The sequence below is a fragment of the Amycolatopsis thermophila genome (genome assembly GCF_030814215.1).
GTDB lineage: Bacteria > Actinomycetota > Actinomycetes > Mycobacteriales > Pseudonocardiaceae > Amycolatopsis_E > Amycolatopsis_E thermophila.
On the sequence record NZ_JAUSUT010000001.1, the window covers coordinates 7,100,349 to 7,122,605 of the forward strand.

29 protein-coding genes are annotated in these 22,257 nt (G+C 70.2%); 11 read left to right on the forward strand and 18 right to left on the reverse strand.

The window, feature by feature from the left end; genetic code table 11:
- Positions 1-6 precede the first annotated feature (6 nt).
- The 6 genes from FB470_RS34700 to FB470_RS34725 all read right to left on the reverse strand — a co-directional run bounded on the left by FB470_RS34700 (position 7) and on the right by FB470_RS34725 (position 5,960).
- Positions 7-1,614 carry a PEP-utilizing enzyme gene (locus FB470_RS34700; protein WP_306998609.1) on the reverse strand — a complete coding sequence of 536 codons (1,608 nt, stop codon included), beginning with the start codon at positions 1,612-1,614 and terminating at the stop codon, positions 7-9.
- Positions 1,611-2,813 (reverse strand): hypothetical protein, encoded by a 1,203-nt coding sequence (locus FB470_RS34705; RefSeq protein WP_306998611.1) that lies wholly within the window; start codon positions 2,811-2,813, stop codon positions 1,611-1,613. The genes FB470_RS34700 and FB470_RS34705 overlap by 4 nt, the downstream gene beginning before the upstream one ends.
- A complete protein-coding gene (locus FB470_RS34710) occupies positions 2,810-3,187 on the reverse strand; it encodes a PEP-utilizing enzyme (RefSeq protein ID WP_306998612.1) in 378 nt (125 codons plus the stop codon). Before FB470_RS34710 ends, FB470_RS34705 begins: the two co-directional genes overlap by 4 nt.
- Before the next feature lie 105 nt (positions 3,188-3,292).
- Positions 3,293-4,078 (reverse strand): enoyl-CoA hydratase/isomerase family protein, encoded by a 786-nt coding sequence (locus FB470_RS34715; protein ID WP_306998614.1) that lies wholly within the window; start codon positions 4,076-4,078, stop codon positions 3,293-3,295.
- On the reverse strand, positions 4,075-4,917 hold the full coding sequence (locus FB470_RS34720; RefSeq protein WP_306998616.1) for an SDR family oxidoreductase: 843 nt from the start codon (positions 4,915-4,917) through the stop codon (positions 4,075-4,077). The genes FB470_RS34715 and FB470_RS34720 overlap by 4 nt, the downstream gene beginning before the upstream one ends.
- A 17-nt stretch (positions 4,918-4,934) precedes the next feature.
- Positions 4,935-5,960 carry a phosphotransferase family protein gene (locus FB470_RS34725; protein WP_306998618.1) on the reverse strand — a complete coding sequence of 342 codons (1,026 nt, stop codon included), beginning with the start codon at positions 5,958-5,960 and terminating at the stop codon, positions 4,935-4,937.
- 123 nt (positions 5,961-6,083) lie between these two features.
- Between FB470_RS34725 and FB470_RS34730 the strand changes: the two genes are divergently transcribed.
- The 6 genes from FB470_RS34730 (at position 6,084) to FB470_RS34755 (ending at position 11,431) form a co-directional block, all read left to right on the forward strand.
- Positions 6,084-6,914 (forward strand): TetR family transcriptional regulator, encoded by an 831-nt coding sequence (locus FB470_RS34730; RefSeq protein ID WP_306998620.1) that lies wholly within the window; start codon positions 6,084-6,086, stop codon positions 6,912-6,914.
- A gap of 64 nt (positions 6,915-6,978) precedes the next feature.
- Positions 6,979-8,211, forward strand: coding sequence for an acyl-CoA dehydrogenase family protein (locus tag FB470_RS34735; protein ID WP_306998621.1), 1,233 nt, complete (start codon positions 6,979-6,981; stop codon positions 8,209-8,211).
- A 19-nt stretch (positions 8,212-8,230) separates the two neighbouring features.
- Positions 8,231-8,359, forward strand: coding sequence for a hypothetical protein (locus tag FB470_RS34740; RefSeq protein ID WP_306998623.1), 129 nt, complete (start codon positions 8,231-8,233; stop codon positions 8,357-8,359).
- 79 nt (positions 8,360-8,438) lie between these two features.
- Complete coding sequence (locus FB470_RS34745; RefSeq protein WP_306998625.1) at positions 8,439-8,741, forward strand: hypothetical protein; 303 nt, start codon at positions 8,439-8,441, stop codon at positions 8,739-8,741.
- A complete protein-coding gene (locus FB470_RS34750) occupies positions 8,714-10,483 on the forward strand; it encodes an alpha/beta hydrolase fold domain-containing protein (protein WP_306998627.1) in 1,770 nt (589 codons plus the stop codon). Before FB470_RS34745 ends, FB470_RS34750 begins: the two co-directional genes overlap by 28 nt.
- Positions 10,484-10,648: 165 nt before the next feature.
- Positions 10,649-11,431: an alpha/beta fold hydrolase gene (locus FB470_RS34755; protein ID WP_306998629.1), complete on the forward strand. Its 783-nt coding sequence runs from the start codon at positions 10,649-10,651 to the stop codon at positions 11,429-11,431.
- Positions 11,432-11,519: 88 nt separating this feature from the next.
- Here the strand turns inward: FB470_RS34755 and FB470_RS34760 are convergent, their stop codons facing one another.
- The gene (locus FB470_RS34760; RefSeq protein WP_306998631.1) at positions 11,520-11,672 is read right to left on the reverse strand and encodes a hypothetical protein; all 153 of its coding nucleotides are present in this window, start codon (positions 11,670-11,672) and stop codon (positions 11,520-11,522) included.
- Between the two features lie 939 nt (positions 11,673-12,611).
- Here FB470_RS34760 and FB470_RS34765 point away from each other — a divergent pair.
- The 3 genes from FB470_RS34765 to FB470_RS34775 all read left to right on the forward strand — a co-directional run bounded on the left by FB470_RS34765 (position 12,612) and on the right by FB470_RS34775 (position 13,798).
- On the forward strand, positions 12,612-12,782 hold the full coding sequence (locus tag FB470_RS34765) for a helix-turn-helix domain-containing protein (RefSeq protein ID WP_306998634.1): 171 nt from the start codon (positions 12,612-12,614) through the stop codon (positions 12,780-12,782).
- Positions 12,783-12,840: 58 nt separating this feature from the next.
- A complete protein-coding gene (locus FB470_RS34770; protein WP_306998636.1) occupies positions 12,841-13,257 on the forward strand; it encodes a hypothetical protein in 417 nt (138 codons plus the stop codon).
- Between the two features lie 163 nt (positions 13,258-13,420).
- Positions 13,421-13,798, forward strand: coding sequence for a DUF3558 domain-containing protein (locus tag FB470_RS34775; protein ID WP_306998638.1), 378 nt, complete (start codon positions 13,421-13,423; stop codon positions 13,796-13,798).
- Between the two features lie 56 nt (positions 13,799-13,854).
- On the opposite strand, the gene FB470_RS34780 is transcribed toward FB470_RS34775, so the two are convergent.
- From FB470_RS34780 to FB470_RS34795, 4 genes are read right to left on the reverse strand one after another with little or no spacing between them, the layout of a single operon-like run.
- Entirely contained in the window at positions 13,855-14,490 is a 636-nt protein-coding gene (locus FB470_RS34780; RefSeq protein WP_306998639.1) for a serine hydrolase domain-containing protein, read from the reverse strand.
- Positions 14,490-14,918, reverse strand: coding sequence for a YybH family protein (locus FB470_RS34785; RefSeq protein ID WP_306998641.1), 429 nt, complete (start codon positions 14,916-14,918; stop codon positions 14,490-14,492). The genes FB470_RS34780 and FB470_RS34785 overlap by 1 nt, the downstream gene beginning before the upstream one ends.
- A complete protein-coding gene (locus FB470_RS34790) occupies positions 14,915-15,358 on the reverse strand; it encodes an SRPBCC domain-containing protein (protein WP_306998643.1) in 444 nt (147 codons plus the stop codon). Before FB470_RS34790 ends, FB470_RS34785 begins: the two co-directional genes overlap by 4 nt.
- Complete coding sequence (locus FB470_RS34795) at positions 15,355-15,693, reverse strand: ArsR/SmtB family transcription factor (protein WP_306998645.1); 339 nt, start codon at positions 15,691-15,693, stop codon at positions 15,355-15,357. Before FB470_RS34795 ends, FB470_RS34790 begins: the two co-directional genes overlap by 4 nt.
- A gap of 156 nt (positions 15,694-15,849) precedes the next feature.
- Between FB470_RS34795 and FB470_RS34800 the strand changes: the two genes are divergently transcribed.
- Positions 15,850-16,659 (forward strand): LLM class flavin-dependent oxidoreductase, encoded by an 810-nt coding sequence (locus FB470_RS34800; RefSeq protein ID WP_306998648.1) that lies wholly within the window; start codon positions 15,850-15,852, stop codon positions 16,657-16,659.
- A 316-nt stretch (positions 16,660-16,975) separates the two neighbouring features.
- On the opposite strand, the gene FB470_RS34805 is transcribed toward FB470_RS34800, so the two are convergent.
- From FB470_RS34805 to FB470_RS34820, 4 genes are all read right to left on the reverse strand, one after another.
- On the reverse strand, positions 16,976-18,268 hold the full coding sequence (locus FB470_RS34805) for an ArsB/NhaD family transporter (RefSeq protein WP_306998650.1): 1,293 nt from the start codon (positions 18,266-18,268) through the stop codon (positions 16,976-16,978).
- Between the two features lie 13 nt (positions 18,269-18,281).
- Complete coding sequence (locus FB470_RS34810) at positions 18,282-18,728, reverse strand: CBS domain-containing protein (protein WP_306998653.1); 447 nt, start codon at positions 18,726-18,728, stop codon at positions 18,282-18,284.
- 323 nt (positions 18,729-19,051) lie between these two features.
- Positions 19,052-19,213 (reverse strand): hypothetical protein, encoded by a 162-nt coding sequence (locus FB470_RS34815; RefSeq protein WP_306998655.1) that lies wholly within the window; start codon positions 19,211-19,213, stop codon positions 19,052-19,054.
- A gap of 237 nt (positions 19,214-19,450) precedes the next feature.
- A complete protein-coding gene (locus tag FB470_RS34820; RefSeq protein ID WP_306998656.1) occupies positions 19,451-20,134 on the reverse strand; it encodes an MBL fold metallo-hydrolase in 684 nt (227 codons plus the stop codon).
- 172 nt (positions 20,135-20,306) lie between these two features.
- Between FB470_RS34820 and FB470_RS34825 the strand changes: the two genes are divergently transcribed.
- The gene (locus FB470_RS34825; protein ID WP_306998658.1) at positions 20,307-20,729 is read left to right on the forward strand and encodes an alpha/beta fold hydrolase; all 423 of its coding nucleotides are present in this window, start codon (positions 20,307-20,309) and stop codon (positions 20,727-20,729) included.
- A 69-nt stretch (positions 20,730-20,798) separates the two neighbouring features.
- Here FB470_RS34825 and FB470_RS34830 read toward each other — a convergent pair whose 3' ends face one another.
- The 3 genes from FB470_RS34830 to FB470_RS34840 form a co-directional block, all read right to left on the reverse strand.
- Complete coding sequence (locus FB470_RS34830) at positions 20,799-21,197, reverse strand: type II toxin-antitoxin system VapC family toxin (RefSeq protein WP_306998660.1); 399 nt, start codon at positions 21,195-21,197, stop codon at positions 20,799-20,801.
- Positions 21,194-21,463, reverse strand: a complete 270-nt coding sequence (locus FB470_RS34835; protein WP_306998662.1) for an AbrB/MazE/SpoVT family DNA-binding domain-containing protein — start codon at positions 21,461-21,463, stop codon at positions 21,194-21,196. The genes FB470_RS34830 and FB470_RS34835 overlap by 4 nt, the downstream gene beginning before the upstream one ends.
- A 547-nt stretch (positions 21,464-22,010) precedes the next feature.
- Entirely contained in the window at positions 22,011-22,139 is a 129-nt protein-coding gene (locus tag FB470_RS34840) for a hypothetical protein (RefSeq protein WP_306998664.1), read from the reverse strand.
- Positions 22,140-22,257 lie beyond the last annotated feature (118 nt).

Here is a 22,257-nt window from a genome sequence, read left to right on the forward strand (position 1 = left end):
GACGAGCTAGCGCACGGGCGAGAACGAGCCCGGCATGTCGTTGGCGACGAGCGCGCCACCGAAGATGGCCGCCGCCTGGTCGTCGTCGTCGAACGGGTCGGGGTAGAGCGCCAGCGTGCCGGGCGAGAACGACCAGTCGATCCGGTCCGTGACACCGGCGAGCGCGGCGAACGGGCGCAGTCCCGAGGTGTACATCGTGGTGGCGGCGAAGATCCGCTCACGCCGGTCCATCGCCGCGAACCGCTGGTAGAGCTTCATGTGCTGGCGGCTGAGGTCGGCGGCGACCTCCGGCCACGCCGAGGGTGGGAGGAGTTCGCGGGTGCCGTCGGGACGGCAGCCGAAGACCGCGGCCTCGTCCACCGCGGCCAGGAGCTGGTCGGGTTCGGTGAACGTGGTGCCCCAGTCGTTGATCTCGAACTCGGTGAAGGCGGTGCGGTCGAAGGTCAGCGCCATCGTGAGCCCCGCGTAGGCCGGTTCGAGGTCCTGCGCCCACGGGTAGGCCCACGCGCTCGGGCCCAGCGACAGGTAGTCGCGCACGATGGTCTGCCGGGTGCCTCCGCGCGGATAGGGCCCGGAGTCGCAGATGCCGACGCGCGAGTCGCAGAAGTACAGGAACGAATAGCCGGACACGGTGGCGTTGAGCCGTTTGAGCGCCTTGGACTCGGCCGCGCCGAGCGTGGTCGCGACGCCGGTCAGCTCGTCGACGACACCGGCCGGCAGGTACCGGTTGGTGAAGCCCGCGTCCTTGTAGTCCAGTGTCCCGTCGCCGCGATGAGCCAGGGTGAGCCTGCGCCAGAAGTCGACGACGGTGCGGATCTCCTCACGCCGCTCCCCCGGGGCGAGCTTGCCCAATTTGATCAGGCACTCGCGTCCGCACAGGTAGTGGTAGCCGATCATCCAGATCCACAGCGGACTGACGCGGTTCGGCCCCTCGCGCAGCCGCTTGCCCAGCTCTTCGGCGGGCATGGCGGCGTCGATCGCGGCCACGCGCGTGGCGTAGCTGTGGAAGTCCTCGATCACCGACAGGGACATGTAGGGCAGCATCGGGAACAGTTCGGAGGTGAACCCGGAGCGCCGGGTCATCTCCGGCTTGAACGCCCGTCCCATGTGCTGCACGAGGTCGTCGAGGCGGTCGTCGGTCAGCTCTTCGGCGATGAGCCGGTCCAACGCCGCCGGGGACACCGTGACGTCGAAGTCCTTGACCGCGATCTCGTCGCCGGCACGGCGGATGTAGGACCACCACGCGTCGGAGACGTCGGCGGCGGTTTCACCGGCCTGCCGCACGACCCCGGTGCCGTCCTCGATGCGCAGGACGATCTCGGTGCCGTCGGCCAGGTCCTCGGGCAGATCGGTGCCGACCAGGCAGGGCACCTCGAACTCGCGCGAGACGATCGCGAGGTGGGAGCGCAGAGTGCCGTCGAGGCACACGATCCCGCCGAGGCGGCCGAGGATGGGGGAAAGGAACGTCGTCCCACCGGAGGCCACGAGCGCGATCGTCGACTCCAGATCGCTGTCGAGCGAGGCGATGACGTCGTCGGGTGAACGGAAGTGCCGGACGGTCCCGGTGGCTGGGGCGAAGGAATAGGACGGAACGCCTTTGCCGAGGATGGTCATCGGGAACCTCCGAGTGGGCGGAAACAGCCGTCGCGGTCCTGGGGCACGAACACGCCGCCGATGAGGCGCAACGCCAGGTCCGGATCGCTGAACTTGTCGTAGGACCGCGCGATGCGCGGGGTGATGCTCCAGTCGATCTCGTCGTAGCAGCCGGCCAGCCGCGCCCACGCCTTGAGTTTCCAGGCATACATCTGGGTCGCGTAGAGGTTGCGCTGCTCAGGATCGGTTTCGGCGAGGCGCTGGTACAGCGCGCGGTGAGCGGAGCGGATCGCCTTGGTGGCCTCGGCGACCTCGGCCGGGCCGAGCGGTCGCAGGGTGCCGCCGTCGGTGCAGAACACGCGGGTTTCGAGGATCTCGGACTGGTAGTCGCTGGGGGTGAACCAGGCGGTTCCCCATACGTTGTTGTCCATCTTGACCGTCCCGGGCAGACGGTGGGCGATGACGAAGTGGTGGTAGGGCAGGGTTTCCCGGATCCCGTCCACCCACGGGAAGTCGCCGTCGCCGTCTGCGCAGGTTTCGCGCAGCGCGAGGAACGTGCCGTCGTCGAGCTGGTAGGGGCCGGTGTCGCAGACGGCGGTGCGGGCGTCGCAGTTCTCCAGGAACGCGTAGGCGGTCAGCCGGGCGCCGAACTTGCGGATGCCGGCCTTGGTGACGTCGTCGGCGGGCACCAGGTGGCCGCGGATCTCGGCGAGCAGCGCGTCGTCGACGACGTGCGAGCTGTCGGCCGGGTCGGCGTCCATGTTGAACAGCACGCCGTCGGTGCGCATGGCGATGGTGGCCTCCCGCCAGAAGCGCAGCACCTCCAGCTGGTCGTCGAGGCCGTCGGCGAGGGTGTTCTCCCCGAGGTCGACGAACAGTTCGCGGCCCGTGAGGTAGTGCAGCGGCATGGCTGCCAGGTTGATGAAGCTGCGCTTGGTCCCGATCGGCAAGGCCCTGCGGACCAGCTCGGCCGGGGTGGCGTGCCGCCGGATCGTGCGGATGCGTTCGGGGACGCGGAGGTAGTCCTCCATCATGGACATCAGGATGTAGGTGTTCATCCCGAACAGTTCGGACTCGAACACGGTGCGGGCGGCGAGCTCGGACTTGTAGGCCGCGCCCGCGGTGTGCACGAGCCAGTTCCACTCCTCGAGCGTCGGTTCGTAGGCGGGGTCGGTGTAGATCCGATCGAGGTTCGCGGGTGTCGTGAGCTGGGCTGTCATGCCGTCACCGCCCCGGCGGCCACGGCCACGCGAGCGGTGTCGGTGTCGGCGAGGTCGAGCACCACGGTGTCCCCGTCGGCCACCGTGGTGCTCAGCTCGGCCGCGAGGACGCACGGAACGTCGGACTCGCGGCACAGGATCGCCAGGTGCGACTCGCGGCTGCCCGCGGTGCAGACGATGGCCCGCAGGTCGGGCAGGATCGGTGACAGGAACGTCATGCCGCCCTTGTTGACGAATGCGATTGTGTCCTCGAGTTCGTCGTCGTCGATGGACAGCACGTCGGCCGTGTCGTTGAACCACCGGGCGGTACCGCGCACCTCCCCGGCGACGAAGAGGTTGACCCCCGTCCCGACGTCGTTCAGCTTCCCGCTCATCACTGCTCCGTTCCGCCCCGCCGTTGGGGCGTTCGGTTTGACTCGGACGCACGCATCAGCGCTGGTCGGACGATACGAGCGGGAGCGTTTTGTGACCCAGTGCACTTAGGGGGACATTGCTGTCCCGGGGAACCGCGGTGGGCGTTTGGCCAGGAACGCGGCCACGCCTTCGCGGCCGTCGGGGCTGGCGGCGCGGGCGCGGATCGACAGGGTCTCCTGGCGCAGGGCTGCTTCCGCGCTCGGCGTGGCGGTCTCGCGCAGCAGCCGTTTCGTCGCGACCTGCGCGTCGCGGGAGCCGGTGCGCAGCTGGTGCACGACGGCTTCGGCGCCGTCGGCGAGTTGGTTGTCGGGGAACACCTCCGCGACGAGCCCGGCGTCGCGGGCCTCCCGGGCGGTGAGGACCGGGTTCAGCAGCGCCAGCCGCAGCGCCCGGTGCAGTCCGAGGGAGGCGGGCAGCAGGGAGCTGCCGCCGTCCGGGGAGAAGCCGATCTTGGTGTAGGCGAGGGTGAACCGGGCCGACTCCCCCGCGAGGACGAGATCGGCCGCGGCCGCCAGCGACAGTCCCGCTCCCGCCGCCGCGCCGTGCACCACCGAGACGACCACGGCGTTCATCCGGTGCAGGTCGCTGATGGCGCGGTGCAGCGTCTCGGCGAGGTCGTCGATCCGCTGCTCGGTGTCGCCGGGCTCGGCGAAGGCAGCCACGTCGCCGCCGAAGCTGAACGCGCGCCCTTCGGCGGACAGGACGACCACGTGCGCGTCGTCCGCGCGGGCCCGCCGCACCGCGCCGGCGAGACTGTCCACTGTGGTCTGGTTGATCGGGTTTCCTCGTGCGCCGTCGCACAGCCGGATGCGCGCGACGCCGTCGCGGAAGTCGTAGGCGACGGGGTTCACCGGGCGTCCACTGCGTCGAGGAACAGGTCGGCCTCCAGCGGCTCGTCGCCGCTGCCTGCGCGGTAGCGGTCGAAGTCGGTGACGCCCTCTTCGGCGAGCACTTCGTCGTCGAGGAAGAAGTTCCCGGTGCAGGAGCGGGGATCGCGGACGAGGACGGCGTGCGCGGCGTCGGCCACGATCTCCGGGGTGCGGGCGCGTTCGAGCGCCGCGTCACCGCCGAGGAGGTTTGCCACGGCGGCGGTGGCGATCGTGGTCCGCGGCCACAGCGAGTTCGCCGCGATCCCCGCGTCCCGCAGTTCCTCCGCGAGGCCGAGGGTCACCAGGCTCATGCCGTACTTGGCCATCGTGTAGGCGAGGTAGGAGCCCGCCCACTTCGGCCGCAGGTCCAGCGGCGGGGACAGGGTGAGGATGTGGGCGTGGGCGCTGCGCTCCAGGTGCGGGATCGCGAGCTTGCTGAGCAGGAACGTGCCGCGCGCGTTGATGTCCTGCATCAGGTCGTAGCTCTTCATCGCGATCTCGCGGGTGCCGCGCAGGTCGAGGGCGCTGGCGTTGTTGACGACGACGTCGATGCCGCCGAACCGGTCGACCGCGGCGTCGACGGCGCGCTGGGCGTCCTCGTCCTTGCGCACGTCGCCGACGACGGCGAGCGCCGCTCCGCCGGCCTGCTCGACTTCGGCGACCGCGGTGTGCACGGTGCCCGGCAGCCGCGGGTGGGGTTGGTCGGTCTTGGCGAGCATGACGACGTTCGCGCCGTCGCGGGCGGCGCGCAGGGCGATCGCGAGCCCGATGCCGCGGCTTCCGCCCGACATCAGCAGGGTCTTGCCGGCCAGTGTGCTCATGTCTGTCTGTCCTCTGTTCAGCGGGAGGTCGGGGTGGTGAGCGCGCCGTGCCCGCGCTCGACGAGATCGGGGACCAGGGCGCCGAGCCGGTCGAAGCCCTCGCCGACGGTGAGGCCCTGCTGGGCGCGGTAGTGGATGCCTTCGAAGATCACGGCGATCTTGTAGTAGGCGAAACCCAGGTACCAGGCGAGATCGGCCAGGTCGTGGCCGGTGGCTCGCGCGTAGTGTTCGGCGAGCGTGCTGCCGGGCGGGAATCCTGGGACGTCACCGGGCACGGCGGCGACCGGGCTGTCGAGACCGCTGATGCCGTCCCACCAGATGAGCGTGGACGCCAGATCGGTCAGCGGGTCGCCGAGTGTGGCCATCTCCCAGTCCAGGACGGCGGTGATCGTGCCGTCCCCGCCGACGACGACGTTGTCCAGCCGGTAGTCGCCGTGGACGATCGCGGCCCGCTGGTGCGCGGGCAGCCGCTTCCCCAGGCGGTGCCCGAGCTCGTCGAGTCCGGGCACGTCGCGGCTGCGGGATGCGGCGAGTTGCCTGCCCCAGCGCCGGACCTGCCGTTCCAGGTAGCCCACCGGCCGGCCGAGGTCGGCGAGCCCGACGGCGGCCGGGTCGAGGCGGTGCAGGCGCGCGAGCACGTCGACGAGCTGCCCGGCGAGCGCTGTCGGGTTGGCCGCCTCCAGCTGGGCGCGGTCGCGCAGGACGTCGCCGTCGGCGAAGTCCATGACGTAGAAGGAGGCGCCGATGACGTCCGGCCCGGCCTGGATGATCGGACGGGGCACCGGCACGTCGGTGGGGTGCAGGGCGCCGAGCACGCGGTACTCGCGGTCCATGTCGTGAGCGGTGGCCAGGACGTGCCCGAGCGGCGGGCGCCGCAGCACCCAGCGCCGGTGGCCGTCGGTGAGCAGGTAGGTCAGGTTGGACCGGCCGCCCGAGAGCAGCTCGGCACGCAGGGGCCCGGTGAGCAGTCCCGGGCACTCGGCCCGCAGGAACGCCTCGAGCGGAGGGACCGCCACCCCGGGCGGCGCGGTCGTCTGGGCCATCACTACCTCCGAAACCGAGCGTTCGTACGGTCGGGTTGAACACAACAGCGGTACTCTGACGGAGCGGCCGTCCGGATGTCAAGGACGGCTAAGGTCACCTCCAGCGGGAAAGGAGGCAGCCAGTTGCCGCGATCACAGGACAGCGAGGAGCGTGAGCTGCTCGGAGAGCGCCTGCGCACCGCACGGCGGGACGCCGGCCTCACCCTGCGGGAGGCCGCGCGAGCGCTCGGCGTGAGCGCGGGAACCTGGAGCGCCGTGGAGAACGGCCGCACCCGCCTCTCCGCGGAACGGCTCGACGCGGCGGCGCACCTGTTCGGAACCACCGCGGACGATCTGCGGGGCGCGCCGGCGGCGCCACCCCGCGGTGACTGGCGCGATTTCCCGCCGCTGCGGCTCGCGCCACCGCTGGCCGGCGCGCTCGAGGCGTTCGTGGAGCTCGGCTACCACGGCGCCACGATCCGAGACGTCGCGCAGCGCGCGGGCCTGTCGGTGGCCGGGGTCTACCACCACTGGCCGGCCAAGCAGGACCTGCTCGTGGCGTTGATGGACCTCACGATGGACGACCTGCGGGAGCGGTGCGGGGCGGCCCGGGCCGAGGGCGACGGGCCGGTCGAGCGCTTCACCGGCCTGGTCGAGTGCCTCGCGCTGTACCACACACACCGCCGTGAGCTGGGGTTCATCGGGGCGAGCGAGATGCGCAGCGTCGAGGAGCCGCAACGGACGCGGATCGCCGAGGCCCGGCGGGAGGTGCAGCGGATGGTCGACGACGAGGTGCTCGAGGGATGCCGTCGCGGGCTGATGGCCACGCCGCTGCCCCGCGAAGCCGCGCGGGCGGTGGTCACGATGTGCACGGCACTGCCGCAGTGGTGGTCACCGAAGGGCGGGTTCTCCCCCGAGGTCGTCGCGCGCCAGTACGTCGGGTTCGCGCTGGACCTGGTGCGCCTCGCCGGTTGACGCGCCCGCCGTCGGGTCGTTATGTTCAGCCGAACATTCGATCGGTCTTGTTCAGGAGGCGTTCATGGTCGGCTACGAGCTGCCCGCTCCCTCACCCCGCGCCGTCGAGCTGCGTGACGCGATGGCGCGGTTCATGCGGGAGCGGGTGCTACCCGCGGAGGCGCGCTACCACGCCGAGCGGGCGGCCGCCGGCCCGGACGACCACACGGTGCCTCCGGTGGTCGAGGAGTTGAAGGAGCAGGCGCGGGCCGAGGGCCTGTGGAACCTGTTCCTGCCTGCCGAGTCGGGGCTGACGCAGCTGGAGTACGCCCCGATCGCCGAGCTGTCCGGGTGGAGCCTCGACCTCGCGCCGGAGGCGATCAACTGCCAGGCCCCCGACACCGGCAACATGGAACTGCTGCACCTGCTCGGCACCGAGGAGCAGAAGCGCGAGTGGCTGGAACCGTTGCTGGCCGGGAAGATCCGCTCCGCCTTCGCCATGACCGAGCCGGAGGTGGCCAGCAGCGACGCCACCAACATCGCCACCCGGATCGAGCGCGATGGCGACTCGTATGTCATCAACGGCCGCAAGTGGTGGACCAGCGGCGCGATGGACCCGCGCTGCGCGGTGTTCATCCTGATGGGCAAGACCGACCCCACCGCGCCGGCCCACCGGCAGCAGACCATGGTCCTGGTCCCCCGCGACACGCCGGGCGTCACCGTGGTGCGCGACTACCCGGTGTTCGGCCACCACGACCAGCACGGCCACGCCGAGGTCCGCTTCACCGACGTCCGGGTCCCGACCGCCAACGTCATCGGCGAGGAGGGCGGCGGGTTCGCCGCCGCGCAGGCCCGGCTCGGCCCCGGTCGGATCCACCACTGCATGCGAGCCCTGGGCGCGGCTGAGCGCGCGCTGGCCCTGTTGGTGCAGCGCGCCAAGGACCGGGTGGCCTTCGGCGTGCCCCTGGCCGAGCAGGGGGTCGTGCGGCAGCAGATCGCCGAGTCGCGGCTGGAGATCGAGCAGGCGCGTCTGCTGTGCTACCGCGCCTCGCACGTCATCGACGTCGACGGCAACAAGGCGGCGCGCGACCTGGTCGCGATGGCGAAGGTGGCGGTCCCCCGCGCGGCGACGCGCGTGATCGACCGCGCGATCCAGGTCCACGGCGGCGCCGGCGTCACCGACACGACACCCCTGGCCGCCATGTACGCCTGGCACCGCGCGATGCGCCTGTTCGACGGCCCCGACGAGGTCCACCTCAACGCGATCGCGAAATCCGAACTCCGGCAGGAGCCGGTGTTCCCGTCGCAACGGCTGTAGGGCCTGTGCAGCGGGTCAGGTGTTCGCCGTCGAGGACGAGCTCGCACTCGCTGTGGGGGCGTTCACGGTGGCAGGGGCCTGCCGCCGCATCCTCGGCGACGCCGTCGTCTCCGGGCTGACGCCCGCCGGGTTCGGGCCGTCCTCTTGACGAGAGGGAGGCCGTCGTGGTCCTCTTCCCCTGTTGAACGTACCGGTTCGTACATTAGGGAACGCGATGGAACACTACCATGCGAGAGGCGCGGGAGCACGGACTGGCGCACGTCTACAAGACCCTCGACATCGCCGAGCTCGGCGTCGCACCCGGGGACAGGGGGCATCTGCCCGGCATGGCCGTGGGCACCCGGTTCGGCTTCGCGCTCGGCGGGTTCGCCCCGGTGATCGCCGCCGCCCTGGCCGGAAAGGGCCTGACCGACTGGGTCCCGGTGGCGGTCTTCACCTGCGTCTGCACGACCTGGGCAACCCGCGGTCGCCGGCCGCTCACACGGACAAGGAGGCCTGAGCCATGCCGGGTCGCGTATCGCTTCCCCTGACCGCCGGGACCGACGCCTTCCCCGCGCCGATGCCGCGCCGCGGCACGGCGGACGAGCTGGTGCACGAATCGCTGTGCTACCGGGTCATCGACGGGCACCGGCCGCTGTTCCTCGACCTGCACGTCCCGCGCCCGGCTCGTTCGGGCGAGCTCGCGCCGGTGGTGGTCTGGGTGCACGGAGGCGGCTGGCTGGCCGGGTCGCGGCGCCGCTTCCCGGTCGGGCTCGAGGAGGCACACCTGCTGGAGCGGGTGCTGGTCGCCGGGTTCGCCGTGGCCAGGGTCGACTACCGGCTCCTCGCGGAGGCGGCCTTTCCGGCCGCCGTCGACGACGTCTGCACCGCGGTCGACTGGCTCGGCAGCCACGCCGGCGAGTTCGGCCTGGACCACGCGCGGATGGCGATCTGGGGAGAGTCGGCCGGGGCGCATCTGGCCCTGCTGGCCGCGGCGCGACCGGCGACCGGGAAGAGGCTGCGGGCCCTCGTCGACTGGTACGGCCCGACCGATCTCACCGAGCTGGCGGGGTCCGTGGCTGGCGGCGGGTCCGGCGGTGAGGACGCCGGCGCGGACCTCGGCGGGCTCCTCGAGCGGGGCGGCTGGGACGTGCCGGAAGCATCCCCGCTCCACGCGACCACCGCGGCGATGCCGCCGGCCCTGATCGTGCACGGGCACGCGGACGAGCTCGTCACACCGGACCACAGCACCCGGCTCCGGGACTGTCTCACCGACCTCGCGGTCCCGGTCGAGTACGTCGAAACCGACGGCGGTCACGTGTTCGCCGGTTCCGGCGCCGCGGTCCCCATGATCCGGCACACCATCGGGTTCCTCGGCCGGCAGCTGGACTTCGCGCCCGGGCCACACCCCGACGAGGAGCTGGAGCAGGCACTCACGGCCATCGACGCCCCGATCGATCCGATGCGGACCGATGACCCGGACGAGGCACGGCGCCTGAGCCGCGAGTTCATGGCCCAGGTCCAGCCGCACCGGGACCTGCCGGTGGTGTCCATTGAGGACACCACGATCCCGGTGGGAGAGCAGACCGTGGGCCTGAGGATCCAGCGCCCCGCCAGGCCGACCGACGTGGCGTTCCTCTACGTGCACGGCGGCGGCTGGGTGGTCGGCGATCTGGACACCCACCAGGCCCAGGCAGCCCGGATCGCGGCCGCACTGCCGGCCGTGTCGGTCCAGGTGGACTACCGGCGCGCGCCCGAGCACCCCTTCCCGGCCGCGCACGAGGACGTGCTGGGAGCGGTCCTGTGGCTGCACGAGCACCTCGCCGAGCTGGGGTGTTCCCGGCTGGTGCTGGTCGGCGACAGCGCGGGCGGGCACCTGGTCCTGGCGACCGCGCAGACCTGCCGCGATCGCGGCGTCCCGATCGCGGCGGTGCTCGTGAACTACCCCGCCACCGACTTCCGCTCACCGGCCATCCAAGGGCTGCCGCTCACGCTGCTCGGCGGGCGCGACGAGCTGCGCGAGGACCCACGCGTCTCGCCCGTGCTGGGTGACCTCTCCGGTCTCCCGCCCACGGTCATCGGCGTAGGTGCCCGCGACTTCCTCTACGAAGACGTGCTCACCTTCGCCCAGCGGTTGCGCGCGGCCGGCACCGAGACCAAGCTGCGGATCTTCCCGACACTCCAGCACGGCTACTTCAGCACGGCTTCCCTGTCCGTGGCGTGTGACCGCGCTGCCGAGACCGTCTGTCGCGACCTGTCCGAACTACTGTGGGACGCGCGCCGCGTGCACTAGCTCCGGGCGTGCAACGCCTGCGAAACCGCGCTCATGCTGATCTCGACGATCGTGCGGAGCTGCTCCTGACTCGCCCCTGGCTCTGCTCAACGATGTCCACATCGAACTGCTTCTGACCCTGCCGCCACCGCGAACTGCTCGTGCGAGGAGAACTCGATCTCCGGGTTGCCGCTGCACGACCTTGCGGGGTTCACGGACCGCTGGGTGGACGCGGAAAGTATCGGGCTTCATGCCGTGGAAGGTGGTCAGCCTGCCGGCCCTGCCGTCGTCCTGCTCGCCGGATTCCTGCAGACCTGGTGGGCGTGGCGCAAAGCGATGCCGGGCCTTGCCGAGCGGTTCCACGTGATCGCACTCGGCCTGTCAGAACAAGGCCACTCCGACCGCCCTCACGACAGCTACGACACGCACACCGTCGCTTCGCGCGTCCAAGCCGCGGTGACCGCACTCGACGTGCGGACGTACTGGCTCGTCGCCCACGACATAGGGGCCTGGGTCGCCTTCTCGCTAGCCCTGAAGTACCAGGAGCGCCTGCACGGTCTCGCTCTGCTTGACGCCGGCATCCCCGGAATCACCCTCCCCGGCGCCATCCCCATCCTGACGGCGAAAGCACTGTCCCCGACCACGTTCGACAGCGCCGAGATCGACCACTACGCCGCCGCTGTCGCGGCCGAGGGCGGTCTCCGAGCGTCCCTCGCCTACTACCGCGACGCCGCGGAATCCGCGCGTGAGAATCACGATGCACTTGAACGACAGCAATTGACCGTCCCGGTCCTGGAAATCTCCAGCTCCCACGGCTCGATCCCCGACATGGCCGCTTCCCTCAGCCCCTGGGCGGACAACGCGACAGGCGCCGTCATCCCCCACGCCGGACACTTCATCCCCGACGAGCAACCCGACGCAGTGGTGGACGCGCTGACCGCATTCATCGATCACGAACACGTGGCGTAGCTCGGGCGGCCCCCATAGGAGCGTCGGCACCCTCGCCAAGCAAAACCCGCCCACGGGAAAGGCGTCACTGTCGGCGAGTCCTCCGCGACTAGAGTGTGGCGGTATCGCCGTGTAGCCACTCGTCCAGGTGGGGGAACGCGAGGTACCACAGCGCGATCCCGACAGCGACCACGGCGGCGGCCAGGATCGCCAGCTTCAGGACCGGGCTACCGGGCAACAACCGCCACAACAGATCGAGCACGTGTCAGCCCTCCGGCTCCGAAGGCACGGTTGCTTCCCTTCGACCGGACCTTCTCCTGAGCAAGGACGGCAGGTCGCTGAGCCAGATCAGTCCGCGCTGGACCCATTCGACCGGTCCGCGTCCGAGGTGGACGGTGAACACGAAGGACAGGAGGATCTCGATGGCCACGACCGCGACAGCCAGGGGCCACGCACCGTTTCCGGGCTCGAGCAGGAGAACCAGACCGCACACCATCGCGGCGATTCCCCCCCGAGCGCATGATGTCCAGTGTCGTGTTGGAGTTCGGCGCGTCGGAGGCGAGCCACCACCAGTTGTAGGGCGGGGGTGTGCCCTGCATTCCGGTCCCCTCGAGCCTGCTGACCAACAGCGCCGCGTCGGCCGAGGCACCCCGTAACCGTGTGACACGGATTCCACCAGCGAAACGCGTCCCCCGCCCAGTACCAGCAGCAGGTAGGACACTCCGGCGGCGACCCACCAGGCGGCGAGCCCGCCGAGCGCACCCCGAGCGCGATGCGCTTGTCCACCAGGGCGAGCCGGCCGAGAGCCAGGCCGATCAAGGGATACACGACCCAGGGCAGCAGGGGCGCCGGACCGGTGAGGACGATGTCGGTCACCGCCCGCACGGCTTGAGCCAGAACGCGGCCTTGTCCCGGGCTACCTGCGGCTCAGGATCGCCGATCGGCTGAGCCGTGCTGTCGTCGGCGACGAGCAGCCACGGCCAGCGCAGGCCAGCGGCGGCCCGGAGCCACCAGACGAGCCGTCCGGCCGTTCGAGTCGGTACAGGTCGGCGCCAGTACGTCCCACCTTCGGCGAGGTTCCATCGCTGCTCCAAGCTGCCTCAACTGCGACATCTGGTGATAATCGCGTTGAACAGCCGTGTACGACACTATTCGCGTCACCGCCTGGACTAGTGCGACATTCGCGGGCGAAAGTAGGCAAGTGCCCGGTGATCTTGTCCCGACAGCCGACGCCGCTAAGGCGATCGGTGTAGACCGGCGTACCCTCCAACGTTGGGTAAATGAGGGTCGAGTGAAGCCCACGCTGACTACGGTCGGTGGTCATCACCGGTGGGATGTCGAGGACCTGAAACGCCAGCTTCGGGAGCGCTAGGTCTAGCGGTGTCGATGCTAGGCGCGGGGACTTCTTTCGTCTCGGGGAGGGGATGAACATGGGGGACTGGACGGACGTCGGTGCTGGCCTCGGCGACGCGGGGCAGTTGCAGGCGATGGAGGCCGACACGAAACGGCTTCTGGATTCAGCTCGGGCGGGTAACTGGGCCGTCGATGAGGAAACCGGGACCCATCTCCGTCGCGCAGTCACCACGATGCTGGATCGGCTGGCCGGCATCCAGGAGAACGTTCGGCGATTGAAGCGTGCCCCCAAGTTCGGGAACGACGAATACGCCAGAACTGCGGCCGCTCATTTCCAGAAGGCTATGGATTCCGACGAAAATTCTCTTGTTCCGGTATATGAGGCGCTCAGGGTCAACCTGAACCAGCTGGTTCATGCCCTCGACGAGGCAATGGCGCGCTATGATGCGTCCGACGAGGCGGCAACTCAGCACCTCGGCAAGTTCAAGGACTAAGGGAATTGATTTGAACACCAGTAGTCGAATCGGCTGGCCTGCCCTCGTGCTGCCCTTCCTTGGGCTTGCTGTAGCTGGCTGCACGACGACAGTGTCAGGTTCCCCGGCGCCTGCGCCCGCGAGCACTCCGCCCGCGACGGGCGGGCAGGACGTTTTCGCTGGAATGAATGCCTGTGCCATCCTCGATCAACTGAACGCGGGCCAAGGTTTCGGCCCCGGCAGGAACATCAGCAAGCGCAATGAGTGCACCGCGACCAAGAGTGAATATGGCGCCAACGGTTTGGCGCTGGATCCAGTCCAGGGATTGCAGGAGTTTCTAGAAACCGACCCCGGCGCTACCGAGACCACGGTAAACGGGCGAAAAGCGCTCGAAGGCAAAGGGGATTCAGGGGCGTGCAGTATCGCAATCGAAATCGGACCGCACTCGCGGGCGCTGGCCGACGTCGTGATGGCCTCACCCGACGACGATCACAAAGCCTGTTCCGAGGCCCAAGCGCTGGCGGCCCGGTTGGAGCCGCTGCTACCCAAGGTTCCTGGTTGACGGGCCGAGCCGCGAGGGGTGCCGCCACTCCCTAACCCGCGGATCGTTTTCTGTGATCATTTCAACTGCCCGAATTTTCCCCACTTCCTTGATAGCGGTCTCTGTGCGACGTGTTCCCCCGCAGGGAGGTTGAGAGCTTCAATATCTCGCGCGACGACTTGGCGTGTGTGGTCTTTTAGCACCAGATGACTCATTGAGCGCGCCGACACTCGATCGGCTATGTCTTCCCGATGTAGCTCTGCTCGGCGCGGTGCTACGGTGCCGGGTCGCCACCGCGGTTCCGCCGCGGCGATCGCCGCGCAGACCCGTGGCCAGTCGGCCAGGTCGGTGGGCCCGAGTACGCCGGGCATCGCCGGCACTCCCACCGTGTGCGTCAGCACCTGCCGCAGGGTCGCGGTCGCCTTGCCGTGCACCCCGAACTCCGGCCACACCTCCGCCACCGGCGTGTCGTAGCCGACCAGGCCGTTGCTGACCAGCAGATGGGCGATCAACGCGGCCACGCCCTTGCCGGTGGAGAAGCTGAAGAACAAGATCTCCGGGGTCACCGGCCGTCCGGTCGTGCCGTCGGCAACGCCGGCGACGACGTCGACGACCCGCCGGCCCCGGTGGTGGACGACGACCTGCAGGCCCGTCTCGGCCCCGGTGGCCACCAGTTCGTCCGCGACGTCCTGCACCCGGTGGTGGAGGGTCATCAGAGCTCACCGCGCAGCACGGCCTGGCCGGTGCCGGCGTCGAAGGGCACCGAGGCGTGCTCGTGGACGATCCGCCAGGCGCCGCCCTGCCGGCGCAGGCAGCTCGTCGCGCGCACCCACATGCCGACCTCGGTGCCGTCCCGCATCGTGCCGCTGATCCGGACCAGGAAGTGGCAGAATGCGAGATCGGCTCCGGCGGTGATCTCCAGGTCACGGATCTCGTGCCCGATCCCGGTGCGGTATGACGCGATCCACCTCGCCAACCGGTCGGCCGGGTTCTCGCCGCGGCGGACGAACGGGCCGACCACGTCGTACAGCACGAGGTCGTCGTCGTAGCCGGCGGCCGCCGTGGCGGCGTCCCGGCGGCCGAGCGCCCGGGTGCGGGTCTCCAGCAGCTCGCGGATCTGCCGGTCGGCGCCCGCGGTCATCGGGGGGCCACCTGACGGCCGAGGGCGTCCAGCCAGTCGCCGGTGCCCCGCTCGCGCCACTCGGGCTGTTCCCGGTCGTCCAGGAAGGTGCCCTGTTCGGTGAGCACCAGGCGGGTCCCGTCGCCGTCGCGGACGAGCTGCACGGTGGTCAGCGACACGGTCGACAGGACCTCGTCGGTGAACAGGGCGGTGGTGTAGACGATGCGCTCGTCGGGGACGATGTCGTGGTACTCGCTCCTCGCGACGAGGTCGACGCCGTCGCCGCCGTGCACCGTTTCGGTGCCGCCGACCCGGAAGTCCAGCGAGTAGCGGCTGTCCCCGGCCGCGAACCACTTCGCCTTCGTGTCGCGGTCGGACCAGGCCGCGAAGACCACGGCGGGCGCCGCGACGTAGGTGCGTTCGAGCGTGAACGTGCTGTGTTTCACCGAGTGGTCGGTCATGATCCTGACTCCTTCGTCCGGTCGTCGAGGACCGCGCCGAGGCGGTCCAGGCGGTGCTCCCACGCTGTGCGCTGGCGCTGCAACCACGCCTCCGCGTTGCGGAGGCCGGCCGGATCGATCTGGCAGGTGCGGACCCGCCCGACCTTCTCCGACCGCACCAGCTCGCTGTCCTGCAGCACCCGGAGGTGCTGGACCGTCGCGGCGACGGTCACCCCGAGCTGGGTCGCCAGCTCGCTCACGGTGGCCGGGCCGGAGGTCAGCCGCTCGATCACCGCCCGCCGGTTCGCGTCCGCGAGCGCGTGGAACACCCGGTCCGCCGCCTCATGCTTAAGCATGTACTTAACTTTAGCCGCGGCGGCCGATAAGTCAAGTAGAGACTTAAGTGTTCTGGATGACGCGAGACGGTCGTGTCGTGTCGGATGCGCGCTGGCTCGTTCGTAGCTGATATGAAGCTCGGCACCAGGCCGGGCCGCGGGAGAAGGGGCTTCACCATGACAGGCAGGTCGTTGCGGTTCGGAGTCGTCGCGCCGATCACCAGTGACATGTCGAGGTGGCGTGATGAGCTACAGGGCCTGGCCGACAGTGGTTACTCGACGATCTTGATGCCCGACGTGCCGCAGTGGCAGCCGGCACCGGGCCCCGCGCTCGCCGTGGCGGCGACGATCACCGACCTGCGAGTGGGCACCTGGGTGTACGCATCTCCGGTTCGGCCTGCGTGGATCACCGCGTGGGAGGCGCACTCGCTGTCCGTGCTCACCGAGGGGCGTTTCGAGATGGGCATCGGCACCGGCCGGCCCGGGATCGCCGGCCAACTCCGTGAGCTGGGTCTGCCGGTCACCCCGGTGGGCCAGCGGTCGAGCCAAGTGCGTGACGTCGTCACGGCCCTGCGCGACCTCGACGGCCCGGACCTGCACACCCCGGTGGTGATGGCCGTGGGCGGCCCGAAGGCGGAAGCGCTCGCGGCGGAACTCGCCGACACGGTGACCTTCGTGATGCCGCAGATCGAGACGCGCGCCGCGACGATGCAACGGGTAGAACGCTTCGACGACCGTCGCGGTGTGGAATTGGCGTTGCACGTCCCCGTGGTCGGCGACTCGGTCGCCGCGTTCATGGCCGGACCCGACACCGACCCCGCCGCCGTGAGAGCCGCGGACTCGCTGGCGTTCCTGCCCAGTGATCCCTCCGCCGCTGCCGAGGAGATCCAACGGCGCCGCGAGGAAATCGGTTTCTCCTACTTCGTGTTCGGTGCCGACGCCGCCGGTGCTCTCGCGCCGGTCGTCGCTGAGCTGGCTGGACGGTGACCGCGACCGAGAACACGTCCGAACAGCTCAAGCTTCCAACGGCCGGCACCAGCCCGAGGTATTCCGGAAGAGAGTGCCGGTATCAGGATCCGCGCCGACGTCGGGCGGCGCGAAGATCGCGACAGCCGGTGGAGTTCGGACCGGCAGGTCGGCGTTCTAGCGGTGCCGCTGCCGCTGACCGGCCCGGCGCAGCGCCAGCACCGCCAGGAGGAAGACGACGATGATGGCGAGCGCGATCAGCATGTCTGCCATGGTTCGGTTCCACATCGTTGTGACCGGTTCGTCCGTTGTCCGGGCATGGTAGCGCAGCCGGCGCTCAACCCAGGACGAAGTACCGCAGCCAGAGGTAGGGCGCGGCGATCAAAATCGTGATCAGGGTGACCACGATGCCCTTGCGTGTGAACTCCCAGAACGAGATGGGCGTGCCGGCGCGCTTGGCGATGCCGAGGACCACGACGTTGGCGCTCGCACCGACGGCGGTGAGGTTGCCACCGAAGTCGGCGCCCAGTGCAAGCGACCACCACAGCGCTTCGGCGTGCACGGGGTCGGCGATGTTCGCGGTGAGGTCGGCGACCACGGGGCTCATGGTGGCGACGTACGGGATGTTGTCGATGACGCCGGACAGCACCGCGGAGACGCCGAGGATGAGCATGACGGCGACCAGGGCGTCACCCCCGGTCGCGTCGCCGGCGAGGCGGGCGAGGTCGCTGATGACGCCGGTGTGCACGAGCGCGCCGATCATGATGAACAGCCCGGCGAAGAACAGCAGCGTCTCCCACTCGACGCTGGCCAGGTAGTCCTTGGGCCGGGACTTGGAGATGAGCACGAGGATCCCGGCGCCCAGCAGCGCCACCACGGACGGTTCGATGTGGAAGATCGAGTGGCCGACGAAGGCGGTGAACACCGCGGCGAGCACGACGCCGCATTTGATCAGCAGGACGGGGTCGTGGATCGCTTCTCGTTCGTTGAGCGCCATCACGTCGGCGATCCGGTCCGGATGGACCCGGAAGGAGCCGCGGAACAGCAGCGGCAGGATCAGTGTGAACACGATCAGCTCGAGGATCACGATCGGCGTCATGTGGACGAGGAAGTCGTTGAACGTCAGGCCCGCGCGGCTGCCGATGATGATGTTCGGCGGGTCGCCGATCAGCGTCGCCGTGCCGCCGATGTTGGAGGCCATCACCTCGGCGATCAGGAACGGCACGGGGTTGATGTCCAGCCGGTCGCACACCAGCAGCGTCACCGGTGCGATCAACAGGACCGTGGTGACGTTGTCCAGGAACGCCGAGGCGCTCGCCGTGATCAGCACGAGCAGCACCATCACGCGCAGCGGTTTGCCCTTGGCGCGCTTGGCCGCCCAGATCGCGGTGAACTCGAAAACGCCGGTGCGGCGCAGGATGCCGACGATGATCATCATCCCGAGCAGCAGGAAGATGACGTCCCAGTCGACGCCGGTCTCGTGCGAGTAGAACGCCTCGTCAGATCCGACGACGCCGAAGGCGAGCACGACCGCTGCGCCGGCCAGCGCGGCGACCATCTTGGGGATGCGCTCGGTGGCGATCAGCAGGTAGGCGACCGCGAACACCGTGATCGCGACGACGGTGCTCATCGCACCGCCTCCGTCAGTGCGGGGTGAGCGCCAGCTCCAGCAGCCGGGACGCGGTGATCACCCCGACCAGCGTCCGGTCGGACACGACCGCGACCAGCGGGCAGCGCAGCCGGGCCATCATCGCGGCGACCTCCACGATCGTGTCGTCGGCGTTCACCGCGGGCAGCTCCACCGGTTCGGTGGGCAGCAGGGCCCGTACCGCCTTGCCGGCCAGCTTGTCGACGACCCGGTCGGCCATCGACTCCGACAGCACCCCAGCCAGCGTCGGGTCGTCCTGCACGTATCCCGGCACCAGGAACCGGACCACCTGCGAGGCGGGCAGGACCGAGCACGGGCACCCCGACTCGTCGGTGACCACGATCCCCGGCAGTCTGCGCTCGGCCAGCAGCCGCGCCGCCTCCAGGGCGTCGGAATCCACACCGACCACCGGGAATTCCTCGGCCATCTGCGACGCGTGCATAGCCGCAGGATACGACGAACCGGGCGGCGCCGCCGCGCCTCCAGAAGCGGGTGAATGCCGGGGCGAAAGCCACCACGAAGTTCTCCTGCCGTCGTCCGCGACCCCGTCCCCCGGTTCGGGAACGGGTGTGCCGACCAGACTTCCCGGCGCGCCGCCCGTAAAGATGCCGCAAAGACCCCGCGCAGGCAAACCGGGCGCGGGCCCGAGGAGGTGAGTTGAACCACTGCCAGGGCACCGCGCAGGCGGTGAGAGACCGTAGGGCGGGGCTTCGTGGCATCCAGGCAGGCGCTCCCGGAGGGCGTGGCGGCGGCTGTTCGCCCAGTTCACACACCCGTCGCGGTGACGGCGTTCGGGTCAGCCTTGCTGGTGGGCACGCTGCCGCTGCCGGTGGCCGCAGAGTCCGGCAGCCGGTCGCCGCTGGTGACCGCGCTGTTCACCGCCGCCTCCGCGCTGTGCGTGATCAGCGCCCGGATGCGGATGCGCACGCGCCTCTACACCAGGCCGAGACCAAGAGCATCGGACGGGGCACCGCCCGGTCGCTGGTGGTGGGCGTGGTACCCACCAGCCTGATCTTCGAGGCGCGCACCGCCGCCGTGCTGACCGTCCGGTTCGCCACCGCCTACGGCGGCGAACCTGCGGGTGCCGAGCATGCACCCGGCGTTCTCACCGGAGGAGCGGGCGAGAAACACCCGGGTTGCTCCTGGACACCGGCCAGGACGTGTTCACCACCGTCCACGTTCGGCCGTTCTCGGTGGACTTCTCGCGGCGGTAGGCGAGGATCTCCGGGCCGTCGGCGGTCGACCGGTGGTCCCGCCGTCGGGCCGATCAGCACAGCAGCGTCTGCCCCGTCTCGGCCAGCCGGATCCGGCCGGCGAATTCCGTTCCGGACTCGGTGAGCAGGCCGTGCAGCCAGTCGCGGCGCGGCCGGCCGCGGCGGCGCTGAGGTAGCCGTGGCCGGTCGTGTCGGTGGCGCGCAGCGTCGCTTCGCACAGGACCACATCGGCGTCGGCGGCGAGCTTGACCAGTGCATCGGTCATGCCGGTGTCGCCGGTGTAGGCCAGGGTCCGTTCAGCGTCAGTCACGTGGATCCCGCAGTTGGGCGCGGAGTGCACCAGCTCGTGCAGCTCCACCGCGCAGTCACCGAACCCGAACAGCGCGCCCGGCTCGTACTCGCGCACGTCGTAGGCCATCTCGAACGCCCGGTTCAGCACCGGCATCGACGCGATCGGGAACAGCTGCGACCACCGCGCAAACAGCTCCTTCGCCCCGGCCCGGACCACCAGCGGCACCGGCCGGCACTCGCCGCCGAACTCGGGGGCGCCGGGGAACCGCAGCATCGGCTTGAGCAGCGACTTGCCCAGCGGAAGCAGGTCATAGCAGTGGTCGATGTGCAGGTGGGTGATCACGCACGCCGTCCAGTGGGCCGTCCACGGCGGAGAGCGCGGTGGCGATCCCGGGTCGGCAGTCGAGCAGCAAGCGGGTCCGCCCGGTGTCCACGAGGTATCCGGAGCTGGGCGATCCGCCGGCGGGCATCCCCGACCGGCAGCCGCGAAGGCGCTGCACGCGGCTGGGCTGTCGGTGGCGACGGTGGACCTGCGCGGCCGGGGTGAGGCGAAGCCGGCGCTGCGGGAGGGGCCGGACTTCGGGTACCGGGAGCTGATCGAGGCCGACCTGCCCGCGGCGGCCGCGGCGCTGCGGTCGCGGTTCCCGGGCGCGCCGCTGCACCCGTTCGGGCACATCCTGGGCGGGCAGATCGCGCTGCTGTTCACGGCCGTGCACCCGGACGAGGTCGCCGGGATGGTCACGATCGGCACCGGGACGGTGTTCTGGCGCGCGTTCGGGCCGCGGCGGTGGGTCGAGGCACTGTGGAAGATCCAGTGGATCGGGTTGGTCGCCAAGGTCCGCGGGTGGTGGCCGGGCGGGGTGCTGATCCCCCGCGCGATGGCGGTGCTCGGCCCGCCTGTCGCCGCCTGGATCACGGAGGGACAGCTGCCCGGCTGAAGGTTGGGCTCGCGGGCCCGCTCGGTGCGCCTGGATGGCGCACGGGGCGGGCCGTTTTCCTGCCGCAGGTCAGCGGATCAGCTTGACTGATGCGGCCACCCCGTCGACGTCCGCCCAGGCGCTGTCGGCGGTGAACACGGTCACCGGGCCCTCCCGGGTCAGGGCGGTGGCGAGACACGCTCGATCACCGAGCGACAGCCCAGCCGCCTTTCCCGCCTCCCACAGCAGGCCGGCGGTGACCGCGGTCGCCGCGTCGAACGGAACGACACGAATACCGAGCGCCTGCAGGCGAGTGAGCGTGCGTTCGACCGGCAAACCGTACTGGGCCAGTTTCGTCGCCAGCTCAGCCCAGTTGACGGCAGACATCACCGAACCGGGCAGCACCGGATCGACGACGTCGGCGCCCGGCTCCTTCCGCAGCCACGCGAGCACCGCTGACGTGTCGAGAAGGACGTCCCCCGCGGTCATTCGCCGGCTTCCCGGGCAGCTTCCGACCGCCGCTCGGCGATCAGTTCGTCGACGGCGGAGCCGGCGCCTCGCCATGCCTCCGCGACCTCGTCTCTGATTCGCTCAGCGAGGTGGGCGCGCGGTTCGATCACCACCCGGCCGTCCTCGACATACATCACCATGGGCCCATCCCAGCCCACCGCATTCCGCATCTGCGCAGGCACCACTACCCGGCCGTCCTTCGCCGGGGTGAAGTTCACGCTCTGCAGATCCTCGCCGACCGCCATGTGCACCAGTGTACCTGCCATACATCCGCCATCCGATCCAAAGACTGGTCTCCAATGGCAGAACAACGTACAACGTGCCAGTTAGCACCGGCGCCGGTCGCTGGGCCGCCACCAGCAGCGCGCCGACCGCGGCGACCAGGAACGTCACCCACAGCGTCCCCGGTCCTGAGGACAGCAGACCGGCCAGCGCGACCCCGAACACGGCCCCGAACTGGCGGAACGTGTTCATGCTCCCCGACGCCGTTCCGCTCAGCTCGGGCGGCACGGCGCCCATCATGGCCTGGATGGCGACAACCCCACTGGACGGCGGGACCCCCACCCCCAGCAGCACCAGCGCCCACCCGTAGGACCAGTACCCGGCGCCGGTCTCCAGCAGCGTCAGGCCGAGCAGGCCGGCGGTGATGCAGCCCAGCCCCATCGTGACCCGCGTGCCCAGCCGCGCCGCCACGGCGGATGCCAGCACGGCCGTGACGCCCAGGCACCGCCTCCTGCAGGTGCACGGTCATCAGGTACAGCACCGCGTACAGCCCGAACAGGCCCAGGAAGTTCACCGCGCACGCCAGCGCACCTCGCGGATCCGCAGCAGCCGCGACGGCAGCATCCGCTCCCGGGCCCGCAGCTGCCACACCACGAACGCGCCGAGCGCGGCCAGTCCCCCGGCCAGCATCCCGAGCACCGCCGGCGAACCCCACCCAGCGCCCGGCCTTCGATCAGCACGTACGTCACCGCGGCGGCGCCGGCCACGAACAGCACCTGGCCGGCGAGGTCGATCCGCCGTCCACCGGGCGCCGCCG

Excerpts from the sequence above, each read along its gene's own strand:
- FB470_RS34700 (WP_306998609.1), bottom strand. The coding sequence starts at position 1,614 with ATGACCATCCTCGGCAAAGGCGTTCCGTCCTATTCCTTCGCCCCAGCC.
- FB470_RS34705 (WP_306998611.1), bottom strand. The coding sequence starts at position 2,813 with ATGACAGCCCAGCTCACGACACCCGCGAACCTCGATCGGATCTACACC.
- FB470_RS34710 (WP_306998612.1), bottom strand. The coding sequence starts at position 3,187 with ATGAGCGGGAAGCTGAACGACGTCGGGACGGGGGTCAACCTCTTCGTC.
- FB470_RS34720 (WP_306998616.1), bottom strand. The coding sequence starts at position 4,917 with ATGAGCACACTGGCCGGCAAGACCCTGCTGATGTCGGGCGGAAGCCGC.
- FB470_RS34725 (WP_306998618.1), bottom strand. The coding sequence starts at position 5,960 with ATGGCCCAGACGACCGCGCCGCCCGGGGTGGCGGTCCCTCCGCTCGAG.
- FB470_RS34735 (WP_306998621.1), top strand. The coding sequence starts at position 6,979 with ATGGTCGGCTACGAGCTGCCCGCTCCCTCACCCCGCGCCGTCGAGCTG.
- FB470_RS34745 (WP_306998625.1), top strand. The coding sequence starts at position 8,439 with ATGCGAGAGGCGCGGGAGCACGGACTGGCGCACGTCTACAAGACCCTC.
- FB470_RS34750 (WP_306998627.1), top strand. The coding sequence starts at position 8,714 with ATGCCGGGTCGCGTATCGCTTCCCCTGACCGCCGGGACCGACGCCTTC.
- FB470_RS34770 (WP_306998636.1), top strand. The coding sequence starts at position 12,841 with ATGGGGGACTGGACGGACGTCGGTGCTGGCCTCGGCGACGCGGGGCAG.
- FB470_RS34775 (WP_306998638.1), top strand. The coding sequence starts at position 13,421 with ATGAATGCCTGTGCCATCCTCGATCAACTGAACGCGGGCCAAGGTTTC.
- FB470_RS34780 (WP_306998639.1), bottom strand. The coding sequence starts at position 14,490 with ATGACCCTCCACCACCGGGTGCAGGACGTCGCGGACGAACTGGTGGCC.
- FB470_RS34785 (WP_306998641.1), bottom strand. The coding sequence starts at position 14,918 with ATGACCGCGGGCGCCGACCGGCAGATCCGCGAGCTGCTGGAGACCCGC.
- FB470_RS34790 (WP_306998643.1), bottom strand. The coding sequence starts at position 15,358 with ATGACCGACCACTCGGTGAAACACAGCACGTTCACGCTCGAACGCACC.
- FB470_RS34795 (WP_306998645.1), bottom strand. The coding sequence starts at position 15,693 with ATGCTTAAGCATGAGGCGGCGGACCGGGTGTTCCACGCGCTCGCGGAC.
- FB470_RS34800 (WP_306998648.1), top strand. The coding sequence starts at position 15,850 with ATGACAGGCAGGTCGTTGCGGTTCGGAGTCGTCGCGCCGATCACCAGT.
- FB470_RS34805 (WP_306998650.1), bottom strand. The coding sequence starts at position 18,268 with ATGAGCACCGTCGTCGCGATCACGGTGTTCGCGGTCGCCTACCTGCTG.
- FB470_RS34810 (WP_306998653.1), bottom strand. The coding sequence starts at position 18,728 with ATGCACGCGTCGCAGATGGCCGAGGAATTCCCGGTGGTCGGTGTGGAT.
- FB470_RS34830 (WP_306998660.1), bottom strand. The coding sequence starts at position 21,197 with ATGACCGCGGGGGACGTCCTTCTCGACACGTCAGCGGTGCTCGCGTGG.
- FB470_RS34835 (WP_306998662.1), bottom strand. The coding sequence starts at position 21,463 with ATGGCGGTCGGCGAGGATCTGCAGAGCGTGAACTTCACCCCGGCGAAG.